Source organism: Chromatiaceae bacterium (genome assembly GCA_016714645.1).
Lineage (GTDB): Bacteria > Pseudomonadota > Gammaproteobacteria > Chromatiales > Chromatiaceae > M0108.
On sequence record JADKCI010000005.1, the window covers coordinates 519,982 to 534,906 of the forward strand.

A 14,925-nucleotide genomic window follows, 5' to 3' on the forward strand; every position below is an offset into this window, starting at 1 on the left:
GCGCCGCGGCCGCCAGCAAGTCCCAACCGCAGTCCGTCCGATCATTCAGGAGACCATCATGATTCGTCGCGCAGCCGTTGTCGCATGCATCAGCCTCACCACCCTTGCAATACCCGCCCTCGCCCAGGACACCGGCACGCTGAAGAAGATCAAGGACAGCGGCAGCGTAACCATGGGTGTGCGCGAATCTTCCGGCGGCCTCTCTTTCACCCTCGGTGACGGCAAGTTCGCCGGCTTTCATGTCGAACTGTGCCAGCGCGTCCTGGCCGAGGTGCAACAACAGCTCGGCCTGGCCCAGCTGGACATCAAGTACCAGCCGGTCACCTCGCAGAACCGCATCCCACTGATGCAGAACGGCACCCTCGACATCGAGTGTGGCTCGACCACCAACAACGCCGCCCGGCAGAAGGATGTTGCCTTCGCCGTCACCACCTATGTCGAGGAAGTCCGCATTGCCGTCAAGGCCAACTCCGGGATCACCTCGATCGGCCAACTCAACGGCAAGAACGTCGCCACCACCACCGGCACCACCTCCGTCCAGCACCTGCGCAAGCACGAACGCGGCGCCGGGGTGACCTTCAACGAGGTGTACGGCAAGGACCACGCCGACAGCTTCCTGCTGCTCGAATCCGGCCGCGCCGATGCGTTCGTCATGGACGGCCAGATCCTGGCGGGCAACATCGCCAAGTCAAAGAAACCGGACGATTTCAAGATCGTCGGCGAAGTGCTCGCGGTGGAGCCGATCGCCATCATGCTGCGCAAGGACGATCCCGACTTCAAGCAGGCGGTTGACACCAGTCTGTCGGCGATGATGAAGTCCGGCGAAATGGCCAAGATCTATGACACCTGGTTCATGCAGCCGATCCCGCCGATCAACACCCGCATCGGCCTCCCGGCATCCGACGCCACTCAGGCGGCCTGGGCCGGCCCCAACGATAAGCCGATGGAAGACTACGCCAAGCAGTAAGGCGGAACTGTCTGCGGATGGCGAAGGCGCGGCGTTAACACGGCGGCACAGCGCCTTTTTTGGCTGAAACGGCGGCGAGAGGAACGGGCTTGGCTACTTGGGACTGGCAGGTCTTCTGCAGGGACACCATCGACGGCAACGTCGTGCCCGGCTGCTTCGGCCGGTCCGGTGACATCACCTACCTCGACTGGCTGCTTTCGGCCTGGGGCTGGACGCTTTCGGTGTCGGCGCTCGCGCTGCTGGTGGCGCTGGCGCTGGGATCGCTGATGGGCATCCTGCGTACCACGCCGCACCGGTGGCTGGTACGGCTGGGCAATGCCTGGACCGAACTGTTCCGCAACGTTCCCCTGCTGGTGCAAATTTTTCTCTGGTATCACGTCGTCCCGGCACTGATCCCACCCCTGCGTGACGTCTCCAGCTTCATCCTGGTGGTGGTGGGCCTCGGGCTGTTCACCTCGGCGCGGATTTCGGAGCAGGTGCGCGCCGGCATCCGGTCCCTGGCGGGTGGCCAACGCATGGCCGGGCTCGCGATGGGCTTCACCCTGCCGCAGACTTATCGCCATGTGCTGCTGCCGATGGCCTACCGCATCATCATTCCGCCGCTCACCAGCGAAGCGATGAACATCATCAAGAATTCGTCGGTGGCTTTCGCGGTGAGCATCCCCGAACTCACCCTGTTCGCCCTGCAGGCACAGGAGGAAACTTCGCGCGGCGTCGAGGTCTACCTCGCGGTGACCGGGCTATATTTCATCTCCGCCTTTGCCATCAACCGCCTCGCACTCTTCATCGAAAACCGCGTGCGCGTGCCGGGCATGATCGGCGGGGGAGGCCACTGATGCTGGCCCTCGACTTCGCCTTTTTCACGCCGGAGGTGATCTCCGGCTATCTCGTCAAGGGTTTCATCTTCTCGATCCAGCTAACGCTGGTGGCCATGGCCGGCGGCATCCTGCTGGGCACCGTGCTGGCGCTGATGCGCCTCTCCGGCAAACCCTGGCTGGTGATGCTCGCGGCCACCTACGTCAATACCATGCGCAGCGTGCCGCTGGTGATGGTGATCCTCTGGTTTTTCCTGCTCATTCCGATGGTGATCGGGCGTCCGCTCGGCGCGGAAATATCGGCCATGATCACCTTTACCCTCTTCGAGGCGGCCTACTACTCGGAAATCATGCGCGCGGGCATCCAGAGCATTCCGCGCGGACAGGTTGCCGCCAGCTACGCGCTCGGCATGAACTACCCGCAGACCATGGGCCTGATCGTCCTGCCGCAGGCCTTCCGCAACATGCTGCCGATCCTCCTGACGCAGACCATCATCCTGTTCCAGGACACCTCGCTGGTGTATGCCATCGGCGCCTACGACCTGCTCAAGGGCTTCGAGATCGCCGGCAAGAACTTCAACCGCCCGATCGAAACCTACCTGGTCGCCGCAGGGCTTTACTTTATCATCAGCTTCAGCCTGTCCCTGCTGGTGAGAAAACTGCAGCAGCGCATCGCCATCGTCCGCTGAAAGGAAGCTCCCCGTGTCCATGATCGAAATCCGCAACGCCAGCAAATGGTACGGCGCCTTCCAGGTGCTGACCGACTGCACGACGCAGGTTGAGAAAGGCGAGGTCATCGTCGTTTGCGGCCCGTCCGGCTCGGGTAAATCGACGCTGATCAAATGCGTGAACGGCCTCGAACCCTTCCAGCAGGGCGAGATACTCGTCAACGGAATCTCTGTCGGCGACCCAAAGACCAACCTGCCCAAGCTGCGCGCCCATGTCGGCATGGTGTTCCAGCATTTCGAGCTGTTCCCGCACATGACGATTACCGAAAACCTGTCGATCGCCCAGATCAAGGTGCTGGGGCGGAGCCGGGACGAGGCCACCGAGCGCGGTCTGCGACTGCTGGAGCGGGTTGGCCTCACGCAGCACGCCCACAAGTATCCGGGCCAGCTCTCTGGCGGCCAGCAACAGCGGGTGGCCATCGCCCGGGCGCTGTCCATGGACCCGATCTGCATGCTGTTCGACGAACCCACCTCGGCGCTCGACCCGGAAATGGTCAATGAGGTGCTCGATGTCATGGTTGAGCTGGCCAAGGAGGGCATGACGATGATGGTAGTGACGCACGAGATGGGCTTCGCGCGCAAGGTCTCGAACCGGGTGATCTTCATGGATCAGGGCCGCATCGTCGAGGACGCGGTCAAGGAAGCGTTCTTCGGCACGCCGCGTGCGGAGCGCGCCCAGCTTTTCCTGTCCAAGATCCTATCGTACTGAACCGCCCCACGGCACGGGTAACCCCTTGGTCGGCGGATTGGAAATCTAACCGCCCGTGTGATCAAGGGCGGCTGACGTGGCAGCGAGCCTCCTGGCGCTGGGCGGCCACCGCCCGGCTCCGCGCCCAAGCCGCACTGCCGCAGGCGCCAATTCCCCCGCCATTGCCCTATACTCTGGTTCTCGTAACACCAATCGGAGAACCCAGATGCCAAGCGGTGGTGCCCGCCCCGGCGCCGGGCGCAAGGTCGAAGCGGGCCGCTGCGGCGAGGCGACCCCGGTGGTGCGCCTGCCATGAGCCCCTACGCCCTCATCGACGCCAACAACTTCTACGTCAGTTGCGAGCGAGTCTTTGACGACCGCCTGCGCGACCGCCCCGTCGTGGTCCTCTCCAACAACGACGGCTGTTGCGTGGCGCGCAGTGACGAGGCCAAGGCCCTGGGCATCCGTATGGGCCAGCCCTATTTCGAGGTGCGGGACCTGCTGACCGAACACCAGGGCCGCGCCCTCTCCTCCAACTATGCCCTCTATGCCGATATGAGTAGCCGCCTGATGGCGGTAATCGGCCAGTTCAGCCCGGCGCAGGAGGTCTATTCCATCGACGAGTCCTTTCTGCGCTTCACGCCGGGCGAGGCCGGGGGCCTGACCGCCGTGGGGCGGGCGCTGCGGGCGCGGGTCCGGCAATGGACCGGCCTGCCGGTAGGGGTGGGCATCGGGTCCACCAAGACCCTGGCCAAGCTCGCCAACCGCCTGGCGAAGCAGCATCCCGACTTTCAGGCCGTGGGGGTGTGCAATCTGGCCGACCTGACCCCGGCGGCGGAGGCCGGCTATGCGGCGGCACTGGGGGTGGAAGCGGTGTGGGGCATCGGCGCGCGCTGGGCGGCGCGGCTGAAACAGGCGGGCATCGTGACGGTGGCGGACCTGCGCCGCGCCGACCCGGCGCGCCTGCAGCGGGACTTCAATGTCGTGCTGGCGCGCACCGCCCTAGAGCTGAATGGCGTCGCCTGCCTAACCCTGGAAGAGACCCCGCCCCCGCGCCAGCAGATCATCGCCTCGCGCAGCTTCGGCCGCCTGGTGACGGACCTGGCGCCGTTGCGCGAGGCGGTGGCCAGCCATACGGCGCGGGCCGCCGCCACCCTGCGCCGGGCGGGACTGACGGCGGGGGTGGTCCAGGTGCAGATCGGCACCCCGCCCTTTCGGGACAACGAGCCCCAGTATCATCCCAGCCTGGCGGTGCCCCTGCCGCTGGCCACCGCCGAGACGGCGCGGCTGATCCGCGCCGCCCTGGCGGGGCTGGGGGTCCTCTACCGGCCGGGCTATCGCTATCAGCGGGCCGGGGTGGTGTTGCTGGAGCTGGCCCCGGCGGGGGCGCGCAGCGGGGACCTGTTGGCGCCGCTGTCCGCCGCCGGGGAGACGCGGCGCCAGGGGGTGATGACGGTGATGGATGACATCAACCGCCGCTGGGGGCGCGGCACCCTGCGTTATCTGGCGGAGGGTTTGGGCCAGCCGTGGCGGATGCGCCGGGAGCGGTTGTCGCCGGCTTATACGACGCGGTGGGCGGAGTTGTTGGGGGTGGGGTGAGGCCGTCACCGGGCTAAACTAAGCGGTATGTGTGGCCGCTTCGCCCTTGCCCGTAGCCCCGAGGAACTGACCCGGGTCTTTGACCTGGTGGAGGCTGCTGACTGCGCGCCGCGCTTCAATATCGCCCCGACCAGCGATATCGCCGTGGTGCGGCGGTCGCCCGCGGGGGCCCGGGTGCTCCACCGGTTGCGCTGGGGGTTGATCCCTCCCTGGAGCCAGGACCCGACCCGCGGCGCGCCGCTCATCAACGCCCGGGCCGAGACGGTGACGGCCAAGCCCGCCTATCGCTCCGCCTTCCAGCAGCGCCGCTGCCTGATCCCCGCCGATGGCTTTTACGAATGGCAAGCCCAGGAGCGGACCAAGCAGCCCTTTTACTTCAGCGACCCGCAGGGCCAGGTGCTGGCGTTGGCGGGTCTCTGGGCGGCCTGGCCGATCCCGGCGGGCGGCTGGTTACGCACCACCTGTATCCTGACCACCGCCGCCCAGGGCCAGGTGGCGCCGGTGCATGACCGGATGCCGCTGATCCTGCCCCCGTGGTCTTGGGAAACCTGGCTGGGGGGTACGGTAGCCGAGGCCCGGGCCCTCTTGGCGCCGGCACCGGCGGCGGCGCTCCAGGGCTGGCCGGTGAGTCAGCGCGTCAATGCCGTGCGGGAGGACGGGGCGGCTTTAATAGAGCCGGTGGCTGCTGACTGAAGGTAGCGCAGCAACCGCCCCTCAGGCACTCTCCCGCTCATATTGCTGGTTCCTGCCCAGCCACTCCACCAGGGCCTCATGGGGACCACCGCCGCCGTGACGGTAAAGTACGCCAACGCCATGGCACGGCCCAGGCCGGCAGTGATTACACCGCCACCAGCGGCGTGCTGACCTTCCCGGCCGGCCAGTTGGCGCGGACGGTGGGCGTCGCGGTGCGGGGGGAGCGGGTTAAGGAGGGGCATGAGACCTTTTACGTCAACCTCAGCGGCCCGAGCGGGGCGACGCTGTTAGATGGGTCGGGGCTGGGGACGATTGGGAATGATGATTAGGGGGAAGGGGAGTGGGTAGGCGGTCAACTCCCTAAAGTGGTGTGATTGCCCAGGGATTTGGATTGTGGCGCGGCACGTCAGCTTTGCGGATTCGCAAGCGGCGCCCGTGACCAGCCGTGCACCGCAGACCTTGGGCATAGGCTTCGCGGGTCTTCTCGGCCTTGCCCTGGAGTTGCATGGCGCACAGCATGGTGGCATAGAGGGCGTTAAACCGGGCTTGCTCGATAGCATTCATGGGGATACTCTCCATCAGGAGTGTCGCAATAGTCGCGACCGCCCGGAGAACGGGCGGCTGAGGGAGTATCGGGGGTCAGCTCACCTGCCGCGATAGCGGCTTCGTCCAACATGGCGCTCAAGCGGGACGCCCGGGATGCTGGCTTCCCAAGGTGTTTTGGTCGGCACCTGGACGCTTGTCTCCACCGCCAACGAGCAGGGCGGGACCAAGACCGACACATTCGGTCCCAATCCGAAAGGCATCCTGATGGTGAATGGCAACGGCCACTATGTGATCACCATCGCACATGCCGATCTGCCCAAGATGGCCTCCAACAACCGCACCACGGCCACGCCAGCGGAAAACAAGGCGATCGTCGGGGGGAGTCTCACCCACTTCGGTACCATCTCCGTCAACGCGGCCGACAAGACCCTTACCTTCAAGATCGAGACCGCCACGTTCCCCAATTGGGAGGGGACGGAACAGAAGCGGCCATTCACATCACCGGCGACGAACTGACGTATACGGCCGCGGTCGCGTCGGGCGGCGGCACCGCGACGGTGGTGTGGAAACGCGCCAAGTAGGCGAGGCAGAGCCAAATCAGGACGCGAAGCGTACTTGCTGCGGTGGCGCGTACCAGTGGAGCGGGCGGCCACGGGCCAGGGATGGGGCCACGGCGGGGCGTGCTTCCCAGCCTAACATCGGCCTGCAGCCGACGCCTGCCAGCCTCCGCTCGCCCCTCGCTGCGGCTCCCAGACGCGGCTGAGGCCCAGCGTTAGGTCAGCCGTGGTCAAGGAACGGTGAGAATGTCGAGCTCCGATTCAGAACAGCGGCGTCACGCCATTCTTGCGGCATCTCGCTCGTCATCCGAGGTCGCAAGGCAGGCCCTCATCGCCGGTCTCAGTGACTCTGATGCAATTGTGCGAGAATGGTCGATCGAAGGGCTGGTCCGAAACAAGATCGGGTGTGCCGGGGCCGTGGCGTCGTTGGTGGCCTCGCTTGGTGGCGATGGCAGAGCCGACATGCGCTGGTACGCGGCTCGCGCGCTCGGCAAGCTTGGAGTTCGGGATGCCCGAGCAACAGTCGCCTTGAAGAACGTCCTCGACGACGGCAACGTCTATGTCAGATCCTAGCCGCTCGGTCCATTGGCCATCTGAGGGTCCACGATCCGGACGTTTTTGAGCACCTCCGGAAGCGTCTGCTGGACCTACGCGCAAACAGCGGTGGTCTTGAGACGCAAAGCCTCGGAGTTGCGCTGGCGCGCATCAACACCGAGCCTCGCGTCCAAGAGCCTGACCGGCAACTCCCGTTGTTCGATCCGGTCGTTCAAGGGGATGAGAAGTTGCCGACCACGAAGGACCAACTCCTCTCGGATCTTCGGTCGGCCGCGCAAGCCATCATCGAGGACCGGACGGGAATCCGACTGGATCTGCGTCGGCATGTCCAAATTGTTGCGCGCGTCATCCGTGACTGGCGCGTAAAGGAACGTGCGGCCAGTGATCGAGGTCCCCACTGCCAGATCTGCGACTTCACTTTTCGGAAGCGCGACGGGCAAACGTACTATTACGAATGCCATCACATAGTACCCGTGAGCAAGGGAGGACCCGACGCCGCCGGGAATATCTTGGTACTCTGTGCCAACCACCACCGACAGATGCACTACGCCGAGGTGGATTGGCCATCGGGGGTCACGCGCCCGGCCGAAGTCGCCATCGACGGTCAACTGCACGCGATCAAGTGGCCACCCCAGGCAAAGCGAGGCCGGACCTAACCCCATCAATTCATATCCACCGCAGGGGATCGAGACCATGAGCACGCTCGGCTTTCAACGACTTAAGGTGGTGGCGCTGGCCGCCGAGGATCTGCCGCGGGCGGAAAGATTTTACGGGGGGACACTGGGTCTGCCCGCCGCTTACGAGGACGGGCGCCAGGTGGGTTACCTGCTAGGCAAGGTCATCCTGATGCTCAAGGCGGTGGGCGAAGGTTGGTACGCCCGGCCTAGCGAGCAGCTCAATCCGCGGCTGACGGTTGCGACGGAAAACGCCCCGCACACAGAACGTGAACTGGTCGCGCGGGGCGTTCAAATTGGTGATCCGGTCCAGGCCTATGGGGACGGATTCTACGTCGGGAGCTTCCTCGACAGTGAGGGTAACAAGATCTGGTTCTGCTCGCCCGTCGAGGACGGCACCGGGGTTGGTGCGGGCGGCGCCTGCTGCACCCTATAGGATCCAGGGCTTTCTTGCGCCGACCGCGCGTCCGCGCAAAGAAAACCCGGCAAGACGCCGTTCGCCCAGTAGTCGCGGAATCGGGCAGTGCCCGCCTAGACGCCCGCCAATACCGCAAGAGGGGTAATTCACCCAGCGGGTGATGGCGATGCTCGCCTCGGACAGGCCCCACTACACCAGTCGGGCGCAAAGCCGTCCCCCAATTGTGCTCCACTGCCCGACTCCCTGCCCACCGGTGGCGTTCCCGGGAAGCCTCGGGCGAGATCCCTCCCACTCTGCCTCACCCCCTCCCTCCCACCACCGGTGGCAGAATGTTACCGATAGCGGGCGGTGAAACGCGGATCAGCGTGAGGGATAACACTGGGCGGCGCGGCTGAAACAGGCGGGCATCGTGACGGTGGCGGACCTGCGCCGCGCCGACCCGGCGCGCCTGCGGCGGGACTTCAATGTGGTGCTGGCGCGCACCGCCCTGGAGCTGAATGGCGTCGCCTGCCTAACCCTGGAAGAGACCCCGTCGCCGCGCCAGCAGGTCATCGCCTCGCGCAGCTTCGGCCGCCTGGTGACGGACCTGGCGCCGTTGCGCGAGGCGGTGGCCAGCCATACGGCGCGGGCCGCCGCCACCCTGCGCCGGGCGGGGCTGACGGCGGGGGTGGTCCAGGTGCAGATCGGCACCCCGCCCTTTCGGGATGACGAGCCCCAGTATCATCCCAGCCGGGCGGTGCCCCTGCCGCTGGCCACCGCCGATACGGCGCGGCTGATCCGCGCCGCCCTGGCGGGGCTGGGCGCGCTCTACCGGCCGGGCTACCGCTACCAGCGGGCCGGCATCGTGCTGCTGGAGCTGGCCCCGGCGGGGGCGCGCGGCGGGGACCTGTTTGCACCGCTGTCCGCCGCCGGGGAGACGCGGCGCCAGGGGGTGATGACGGTGATGGATGACATCAATCGCCGCTGGGGGCGCGGCACCCTGCGTTATCTGGCGGAGGGTTTGGGCCAGCCGTGGCGGATGCGCCGGGAGCGGTTGTCGCCGGCTTATACGACGCGGTGGGCGGAGTTGCCGGGGGTGGGGTGAGGGAGTGAATGACGGCTTGGCCACTGCCAGGACCGGAAACCGAGCCGGAGCCTCATCTCGCCGGCCCCTGGCCCCTGGAGTCTGTTACCCTTTACCCGACCCGTGCCCCGCTGATGCGGTAACCCGTCGTTAACGCCATGACCTCAATCCCTGCCGTTTGGCTAGCCTTGTTGGCTGCGAGCTTGTTCGGTGCCAGTACCCCTGTTGCCAAGTTGCTCGTGGGGGAAATGTCCCCGATGCTGCTCGGCGGCTTGCTCTATCTGGGTAGTGGGGTCGGCTTGACCGTGGCGCGCCTGGCGCGTGATCGTGGTTGGCGGGCCTCTGGCATGGCCCCGCGGGAGTGGCCCTGGCTGCTCGGTGCCACCCTCTTTGGGGGTGTCTTAGCGCCGGTGGCCCTGATGGTAGGCCTGACCACCACCCCTGGCGCGACGGCGTCCCTCTTGCTGAATCTGGAGTCCGTCTTAACGGCGGTGCTCGCCTGGGTCGTTTTCAGGGAGAACGCCGATCAGCGCGTCGTGCTGGGCATGGTCGCGATCGTTGCCGGCGGCATCTTGCTGTCTTGGCCGGCGGGAGAGTGGGGGGCGTCCCAGGGGCTAGGCCCGGTGGCCATCGCCTTCGCCTGCTGCTGCTGGGCCATCGATAACAATTTGACTCGCCATGTCTCTGCCGCCGATGCCTTGTTCATCGCCGGGACTAAGGGGTTGATAGCCGGGGGGGTTAACTGTGCCCTCGCGCTCGCATGGGGTCTGCGCTTACCCGCGCCCCTGACCCTGCTGAGGACGATGTTGGTCGGCCTGCTCGGCTACGGTATCAGCTTGGTGCTGTTCGTCTTGGCGCTGCGGGGACTGGGGACAGCGCGAACCGGGGCCTACTTTTCGATTGCCCCTTTTATAGGTGTCGTGGTGGCACTGGTTGTGTTGGATGAACCGACTACACCCGCCTTCTGGTTGGCTGGTGGCCTGATGGCCTTTGGCGTTTGGCTGCACCTGACCGAGCACCACGAACATGAACATGCCCATGAACCCCTGGCCCATCGGCATCCCCACCAGCATGACCCACATCACCAACACGACCACGACGCTGAAGGGGATGGTGGGGCACCGCACGGCCACCTGCATACTCATATCAGCATGAGGCACAAACACCCGCATTTTCCGGATATTCATCACCGCCACGGTCATTAGTCGGTCGCGATTAGGCCGTGGAGCGACCCAAGAGCGCCTTGCGCTATCCCTCGAGATGGCACCGCGCGGCGGGGCCGGGAAACGCCCCCCGCCTACTCCCCGCTGGCCCCGCCCCCCTCAGCCGCTCTCCCGCTCATACTGCTGGTTCCTGCCCAGCCACTCCACCAAGGCCTCATGCGGAATCCGATGGTGACAACCCACCAGAAAGGATCCCAGACCGCGCGGAGTGGGGTGGCCGACGGCCGGATGTTCGCGCTGGGCGCACAATTGCAGGAGCGTGGAGCGGGAAATTCGCAACAGCCGACACACCTCCCCCGGGCGATAGACCCCCGATCTCGGGATGCCGGTCGCCCGCAGGAGGGCCGCGAGTTGGCCCTCGGCCTGGTCGCGGGGGCTGGGACCCGGGCCCAGGCGCCTGACCTCACGCAAGGGGCCTAAAGCGGCCAGTGACCCGTTGGCCGAGGATGTCGGCACAGCCGGGGAAGGCGTAGCGCAACGAAGCGGCGCTTGGTCTGGCCGACTGGGTCGGGGGTGGGTGCCTGGGGTGGGGCCTGGCCCAAGAGAGAGGCGGCCTGGGCCGCCCTAAAGATCCTGTCGAGGCCAGCCAGCCGCCACCAGGCTCCCTTAGGAAATGCCCAAGTCAGGGGAGGCGGCGAATGGTCTCGGCCACCTCGCGGCTAAGATCGCCGAGGGTGGCGCTGAGAGCGGCGACCTGGGCATCGGGGCCGGCCTTGGCAAAGGGCTGGCGAAAGGAGGATTCGCGCATGGCCAGGGCCACCTCGGCGCTGGGGTCGATGAGGGCCCAGCGCGCCTTGAGCAGGGCCTGGCCGTCGCTATCGGCCTCGAAACGCAGAATATCCACCACCAGGCGATATTGGACCGGTAGTTTGACCTCGGCGGGCAGGATGACAACCCGGCTGGTGCCAAGCAGGTGGGCCAGATTTTCACCGAGGGTGTTGACGATATCGGCGCGCAGGGAACCGCCCCAGCGCTGATATTCGTCCACTTCGATCCGCCCGGCCCCAACAATGCCCGACACCATCTGGGGTCTATCCATGTAATCCGGCAGGGTTACCGGTCCTATGCCCAGGCTGACCTCGCCCTCGACGAGGGTCTCCTGACGGGCCTTGGCCTCCGGCAGCGGCGAAAGGATATAAAAGTTGGACGCCGGCGAGGAGGCGCAACCCGCCAGCCAGGCTAGGCCAGCGAGCGGCAGGCCGATTTTGAAAACTCCGAGCCCCCTCATCTTGCCCCCTTGCCCTTGATCAGGGCCTCCGGATGTCGTTCCAGGTAGTCCGCCATGTCGCGGATGGAGCGGGCCGCGGCGGAGAGTTCCGTCAGGGCCCGCTTGATGTCGTAGTAGAGGGCGGTATCCGGGGCGATAACGCCTTGGGCCGACTTGAAGGTGGCCCGCACCTGTTCCACCGCTTCGCCCAATTTCGGCAAGGTCTGCTCGTCCATCTTGCTGGCGGTGAGGCGAAATTGCTTGAGCGCGCCACCTATCTCGGTCAGGGCGTTGGCCAGCCCCGAGGAGTTGAGGAAGCCCTTGGCACCCTTGATGGCATCGCGCAAGTCATTGCCCATCTCTTCAAGGGGCAGGGCCTCGAATTTGCCCATTAAGGCGCTGATTTTGTTGGTTAGGGCATCGAGGGGCGCGCGCACCGTGGGCAGTACGGTTAAATCCCCCCGCTGACCCAGGCGCGCGGGTGGGGCGGTGGGATGGAAATCGAGGTCCACATAGAGCTTGCCCGTCAGCAGGCTGGTGGATTTGAGTTGACCACGCAGGCCGTTGGCCACCAGATCCGCCATCATGTCCTGTTCCTCCAGCTCCCGGATATCCTGCACCTCGTCGATGCGCTCGGGCTCCAGTTCAATAAGAACAGGAATCTGGAAGTTGCGGTTATCGACATCAAAATCCAACCGGATATCCAGTACCTTGCCGATCCTGATGCCGCGCACCATCACTGGGGCGCCGATTTCGAGGCCATGTACCGAGCCATCGAAATAGAGCAGATAGTTCACTTTTTTAGAGTAGGTAATCTCGCTGGCCTGGGCCTGATTGCCATAGAGAGGAAAGGTGTCATTATCCCGCGCCGGCCCGCCCTCGTCCTCCAGGGACCGGATGTTGTCAAAGGCGACGCCGCCGATGATGATCGACAGCAGTGACCCCGTATCCAGTTGAATGCCTTCGGGGGTCAGCTTGAGATCCAGGCCGCTGGCATTCCAGAAACGGGTATTGGTCAGCACCAGACGCTCGTAGGGCGCCGAGACAAAGACCCGGATGCTCACCCCCTGGCCATCTTCGTCCAGGTCGTAGCTCACCACTTGACCGGCCTGAATGGAGCGATAAAACACCGGCGAGCCGATATTGAGAGACCCCAGGCTGGTGGCGTGCAGGATGAAGTGCTTGCCGGGTTCCGAGGTCGTGACCAGGGGCGGGGAATCCAGACCCACGAATTCACGGCTGGACTCTCCCTCGAGAACCGGGTCGATCGCGATGTAGGCGCCAGAGAAGAGGGTCTCCAGCCCCGTCACCTCGGTGGCGGAAATTCGCGGACGGGCCACCCAGAAGCGGGTTTTGTCCTTCAGGTAACGTTCACTGCCCGCCAGCAGGCGGGCCTTGACCAGGGCATGGGTAAGGTCGGGGCTGACGGAAATGCTGGTCACCTGCCCGACTTCCACATCCATGAATTTGACCTTGGTCCGGTCCGCCTGCAACCCCGTGGCGGACTTGAAGGCGATTTGGATCTCCGGACCCCCCTGGCTGTAGCTCTGCCAGGCCAGCCAGCCGCCAATGGCGAGGGCCAGCAGGGGTATCAGCCAGATGGTGGAGAGACGCCCCGGGAGGACTACATCCGCCTCCGGCAGGGGTTCGGGATAATTATCGGTGGCGTGCTCTTCCAACATCTTCACTATCCGAGATATCCCCCATCGCCCGAGATCATCGGGCTAGACTTTTCCTTCGCGGGCAGGGTCGGTTGGCGGCAATCCCTTGCCATCGGGGATACGAAGGGGAGAACTTCGCTCAGTTGGCCGGAATGGGCGCGGCTGGCACGCCGAGGTTCACCGGGCTGGCTTGTGGGCCAGGGGCCGGGGCAGCCCCAGGGCCAAATCCAGCCCCGGGTCCCCTACCCGCTCCCGGACCCCGGCTACGATCGCAGCGGCCCATGCCCCGGCCGCCGCTCTTGACGCCAACACCTTGACCGCGCATCTGCATCATTTGGTCATGCCGGGCACGCTGTTCCGGGGTAAGCACCGCATCCACCTGCTCCTTCATGGCATCGCGCATGGCCTCTTGCATGGCTTGGCGCGTGGCCTGCTGGACTTCCAGGATGGCCTGAATCTCGGCTTGTTGTTCTGGACTTAGCCCCAGCATAACCGTCATGCGTTGGATGTGGGCATCGACACCCCCGCCAGGGCCTCCCCCGCCGGAACCCCGTCCGCCCCTGCCCATGGCGGGACCCGGTTGCATCATGCCGCAATTCGCCGGTCCCTGCCCGGGGCCAAAACCGCCACAGGCTTGGGCCGTAATCGCGCTGGTCATCGCCATTAGGCCCATGGCGCTGGCAATAAGGGTCATTTTCATATTCATATTCATGGCCAATCTCCACTGGTTAAAAGGGTAACCCGGGTCGGCGGGGGGCCGTGCCCTGCTGTCCCTGGAAAACAAGCATAAGCCCCCAGCCGGTCAATTAGGTGCAGTAAGCATGGAAAAAGGGTGCATATGGCGCCCTAAGCACTGCTTGAAGTCGGCCGGAAGCACGGGGGCCGGGGGCCCTTATTGGATCGCCGCGCCAAAGAGGGTATTCACGCGCTCCCAATTGACCACTTGCCACCAGCCCTTGAGGTAGTCACCGCGCTTATTCTGGTGCTTGAGGTAGTAAGCGTGTTCCCAAACATCGTTGGCGAGGATCGGGGCGCCCTTGACCTCCGCCAGGTCCATCAAGGGATTGTCCTGATTGGGTGTGGAGATGACTTGCAGGCGGCCATCGCCCCACACCAGCCAGGCCCAGCCCGAGCCGAATCGCTTGAGGCCCGCCTCCTCGAAGGCGGTTACAAACTTATCCCAGGATCCAAAATCCTTGTCGATCTGGGTGCGAAGGGCGAGGGATGGCTCCCCCCCCTGCCCCACCGGGGCCATGAGGGTCCAGAAGAGGGTGTGGTTGTAGTGGCCGCCGCCGTTATTGCGCACGGCCGCCGGCAGACGGGAGACATTGGCCAGCAAGGCTTCCAGAGGCTGGCCCTGGAGCGCCGGATCCGCCGCTACCGCCAGATTGAGATTTTTGACATAGGCGGCATGGTGTTTGTCATGGTGGATCTCCATGGTCTGCTGGTCGATGACCGGCTCCAGGGCAGCGGTGGCATAGGGCAGCGGGGCCAAGGTGAAGGCCTCGGGCGGGGCCGCGGTAGCGGACAT

Annotated in this window: 19 protein-coding genes; 13 read left to right on the plus strand and 6 right to left on the minus strand. The window is 65.2% G+C overall.

Annotated features, from left to right (window positions below):
* Positions 1 to 58: 58 nt before the first annotated feature.
* From IPN92_18960 to IPN92_18990, 7 genes are all read left to right on the plus strand, one after another.
* Positions 59 to 967 carry an amino acid ABC transporter substrate-binding protein gene (locus IPN92_18960; GenBank protein MBK8640257.1) on the plus strand — a complete coding sequence of 303 codons (909 nt, stop codon included), beginning with the start codon at positions 59 to 61 and terminating at the stop codon, positions 965 to 967.
* 89 nt (positions 968 to 1,056) lie between these two features.
* Entirely contained in the window at positions 1,057 to 1,803 is a 747-nt protein-coding gene (locus IPN92_18965) for an amino acid ABC transporter permease (protein ID MBK8640258.1), read from the plus strand.
* Positions 1,803 to 2,471, plus strand: a complete 669-nt coding sequence (locus IPN92_18970) for an amino acid ABC transporter permease (GenBank protein ID MBK8640259.1) — start codon at positions 1,803 to 1,805, stop codon at positions 2,469 to 2,471. The genes IPN92_18965 and IPN92_18970 overlap by 1 nt, the downstream gene beginning before the upstream one ends.
* A 19-nt stretch (positions 2,472 to 2,490) precedes the next feature.
* Complete coding sequence (locus tag IPN92_18975; protein MBK8640260.1) at positions 2,491 to 3,219, plus strand: amino acid ABC transporter ATP-binding protein; 729 nt, start codon at positions 2,491 to 2,493, stop codon at positions 3,217 to 3,219.
* A 291-nt stretch (positions 3,220 to 3,510) separates the two neighbouring features.
* Positions 3,511 to 4,797, plus strand: a complete 1,287-nt coding sequence (locus IPN92_18980) for a Y-family DNA polymerase (GenBank protein MBK8640261.1) — start codon at positions 3,511 to 3,513, stop codon at positions 4,795 to 4,797.
* 27 nt (positions 4,798 to 4,824) lie between these two features.
* The gene (locus IPN92_18985; protein MBK8640262.1) at positions 4,825 to 5,490 is read left to right on the plus strand and encodes an SOS response-associated peptidase; all 666 of its coding nucleotides are present in this window, start codon (positions 4,825 to 4,827) and stop codon (positions 5,488 to 5,490) included.
* Positions 5,487 to 5,819 (plus strand): hypothetical protein, encoded by a 333-nt coding sequence (locus IPN92_18990; protein MBK8640263.1) that lies wholly within the window; start codon positions 5,487 to 5,489, stop codon positions 5,817 to 5,819. Before IPN92_18985 ends, IPN92_18990 begins: the two co-directional genes overlap by 4 nt.
* A gap of 31 nt (positions 5,820 to 5,850) precedes the next feature.
* On the opposite strand, the gene IPN92_18995 is transcribed toward IPN92_18990, so the two are convergent.
* Complete coding sequence (locus IPN92_18995) at positions 5,851 to 6,054, minus strand: hypothetical protein (protein MBK8640264.1); 204 nt, start codon at positions 6,052 to 6,054, stop codon at positions 5,851 to 5,853.
* A gap of 135 nt (positions 6,055 to 6,189) precedes the next feature.
* Between IPN92_18995 and IPN92_19000 the strand changes: the two genes are divergently transcribed.
* The 6 genes from IPN92_19000 to IPN92_19025 all read left to right on the plus strand — a co-directional run bounded on the left by IPN92_19000 (position 6,190) and on the right by IPN92_19025 (position 10,508).
* The gene (locus IPN92_19000) at positions 6,190 to 6,552 is read left to right on the plus strand and encodes a lipocalin-like domain-containing protein (protein ID MBK8640265.1); all 363 of its coding nucleotides are present in this window, start codon (positions 6,190 to 6,192) and stop codon (positions 6,550 to 6,552) included.
* Between the two features lie 287 nt (positions 6,553 to 6,839).
* Complete coding sequence (locus IPN92_19005; GenBank protein ID MBK8640266.1) at positions 6,840 to 7,166, plus strand: HEAT repeat domain-containing protein; 327 nt, start codon at positions 6,840 to 6,842, stop codon at positions 7,164 to 7,166.
* Positions 7,167 to 7,342: 176 nt separating this feature from the next.
* Positions 7,343 to 7,804 carry an HNH endonuclease gene (locus IPN92_19010; GenBank protein MBK8640267.1) on the plus strand — a complete coding sequence of 154 codons (462 nt, stop codon included), beginning with the start codon at positions 7,343 to 7,345 and terminating at the stop codon, positions 7,802 to 7,804.
* 37 nt (positions 7,805 to 7,841) lie between these two features.
* Positions 7,842 to 8,258, plus strand: a complete 417-nt coding sequence (locus IPN92_19015; GenBank protein MBK8640268.1) for a VOC family protein — start codon at positions 7,842 to 7,844, stop codon at positions 8,256 to 8,258.
* A gap of 391 nt (positions 8,259 to 8,649) precedes the next feature.
* A complete protein-coding gene (locus IPN92_19020; protein ID MBK8640269.1) occupies positions 8,650 to 9,324 on the plus strand; it encodes a DUF4113 domain-containing protein in 675 nt (224 codons plus the stop codon).
* A gap of 137 nt (positions 9,325 to 9,461) precedes the next feature.
* Positions 9,462 to 10,508 carry a DMT family transporter gene (locus tag IPN92_19025; protein MBK8640270.1) on the plus strand — a complete coding sequence of 349 codons (1,047 nt, stop codon included), beginning with the start codon at positions 9,462 to 9,464 and terminating at the stop codon, positions 10,506 to 10,508.
* A gap of 117 nt (positions 10,509 to 10,625) precedes the next feature.
* On the opposite strand, the gene IPN92_19030 is transcribed toward IPN92_19025, so the two are convergent.
* From IPN92_19030 to IPN92_19050, 5 genes are all read right to left on the minus strand, one after another.
* Positions 10,626 to 10,937: a helix-turn-helix domain-containing protein gene (locus tag IPN92_19030; GenBank protein ID MBK8640271.1), complete on the minus strand. Its 312-nt coding sequence runs from the start codon at positions 10,935 to 10,937 to the stop codon at positions 10,626 to 10,628.
* Between the two features lie 211 nt (positions 10,938 to 11,148).
* Positions 11,149 to 11,754 carry a membrane integrity-associated transporter subunit PqiC gene (locus tag IPN92_19035; protein MBK8640272.1) on the minus strand — a complete coding sequence of 202 codons (606 nt, stop codon included), beginning with the start codon at positions 11,752 to 11,754 and terminating at the stop codon, positions 11,149 to 11,151.
* Positions 11,751 to 13,415 carry an MCE family protein gene (locus IPN92_19040; protein ID MBK8640273.1) on the minus strand — a complete coding sequence of 555 codons (1,665 nt, stop codon included), beginning with the start codon at positions 13,413 to 13,415 and terminating at the stop codon, positions 11,751 to 11,753. The genes IPN92_19035 and IPN92_19040 overlap by 4 nt, the downstream gene beginning before the upstream one ends.
* A gap of 118 nt (positions 13,416 to 13,533) precedes the next feature.
* Complete coding sequence (locus IPN92_19045) at positions 13,534 to 14,106, minus strand: hypothetical protein (GenBank protein MBK8640274.1); 573 nt, start codon at positions 14,104 to 14,106, stop codon at positions 13,534 to 13,536.
* A 180-nt stretch (positions 14,107 to 14,286) separates the two neighbouring features.
* On the minus strand, positions 14,287 to 14,925 hold the full coding sequence (locus IPN92_19050) for a superoxide dismutase (protein ID MBK8640275.1): 639 nt from the start codon (positions 14,923 to 14,925) through the stop codon (positions 14,287 to 14,289).

Excerpts from the sequence above, each read along its gene's own strand:
- IPN92_18960 (MBK8640257.1), top strand. The coding sequence starts at position 59 with ATGATTCGTCGCGCAGCCGTTGTCGCATGCATCAGCCTCACCACCCTT.
- IPN92_18970 (MBK8640259.1), top strand. The coding sequence starts at position 1,803 with ATGCTGGCCCTCGACTTCGCCTTTTTCACGCCGGAGGTGATCTCCGGC.
- IPN92_18975 (MBK8640260.1), top strand. The coding sequence starts at position 2,491 with ATGATCGAAATCCGCAACGCCAGCAAATGGTACGGCGCCTTCCAGGTG.
- IPN92_19025 (MBK8640270.1), top strand. The coding sequence starts at position 9,462 with ATGACCTCAATCCCTGCCGTTTGGCTAGCCTTGTTGGCTGCGAGCTTG.
- IPN92_19050 (MBK8640275.1), bottom strand. The coding sequence starts at position 14,925 with ATGTCCGCTACCGCGGCCCCGCCCGAGGCCTTCACCTTGGCCCCGCTG.
- IPN92_18985 (MBK8640262.1), top strand. The coding sequence starts at position 4,825 with ATGTGTGGCCGCTTCGCCCTTGCCCGTAGCCCCGAGGAACTGACCCGG.
- IPN92_18980 (MBK8640261.1), top strand. The coding sequence starts at position 3,511 with ATGAGCCCCTACGCCCTCATCGACGCCAACAACTTCTACGTCAGTTGC.
- IPN92_19035 (MBK8640272.1), bottom strand. The coding sequence starts at position 11,754 with ATGAGGGGGCTCGGAGTTTTCAAAATCGGCCTGCCGCTCGCTGGCCTA.
- IPN92_19045 (MBK8640274.1), bottom strand. The coding sequence starts at position 14,106 with ATGAATATGAATATGAAAATGACCCTTATTGCCAGCGCCATGGGCCTA.
- IPN92_19040 (MBK8640273.1), bottom strand. The coding sequence starts at position 13,415 with ATGTTGGAAGAGCACGCCACCGATAATTATCCCGAACCCCTGCCGGAG.
- IPN92_18995 (MBK8640264.1), bottom strand. The coding sequence starts at position 6,054 with ATGAATGCTATCGAGCAAGCCCGGTTTAACGCCCTCTATGCCACCATG.
- IPN92_19015 (MBK8640268.1), top strand. The coding sequence starts at position 7,842 with ATGAGCACGCTCGGCTTTCAACGACTTAAGGTGGTGGCGCTGGCCGCC.
- IPN92_19000 (MBK8640265.1), top strand. The coding sequence starts at position 6,190 with ATGCTGGCTTCCCAAGGTGTTTTGGTCGGCACCTGGACGCTTGTCTCC.
- IPN92_19005 (MBK8640266.1), top strand. The coding sequence starts at position 6,840 with ATGTCGAGCTCCGATTCAGAACAGCGGCGTCACGCCATTCTTGCGGCA.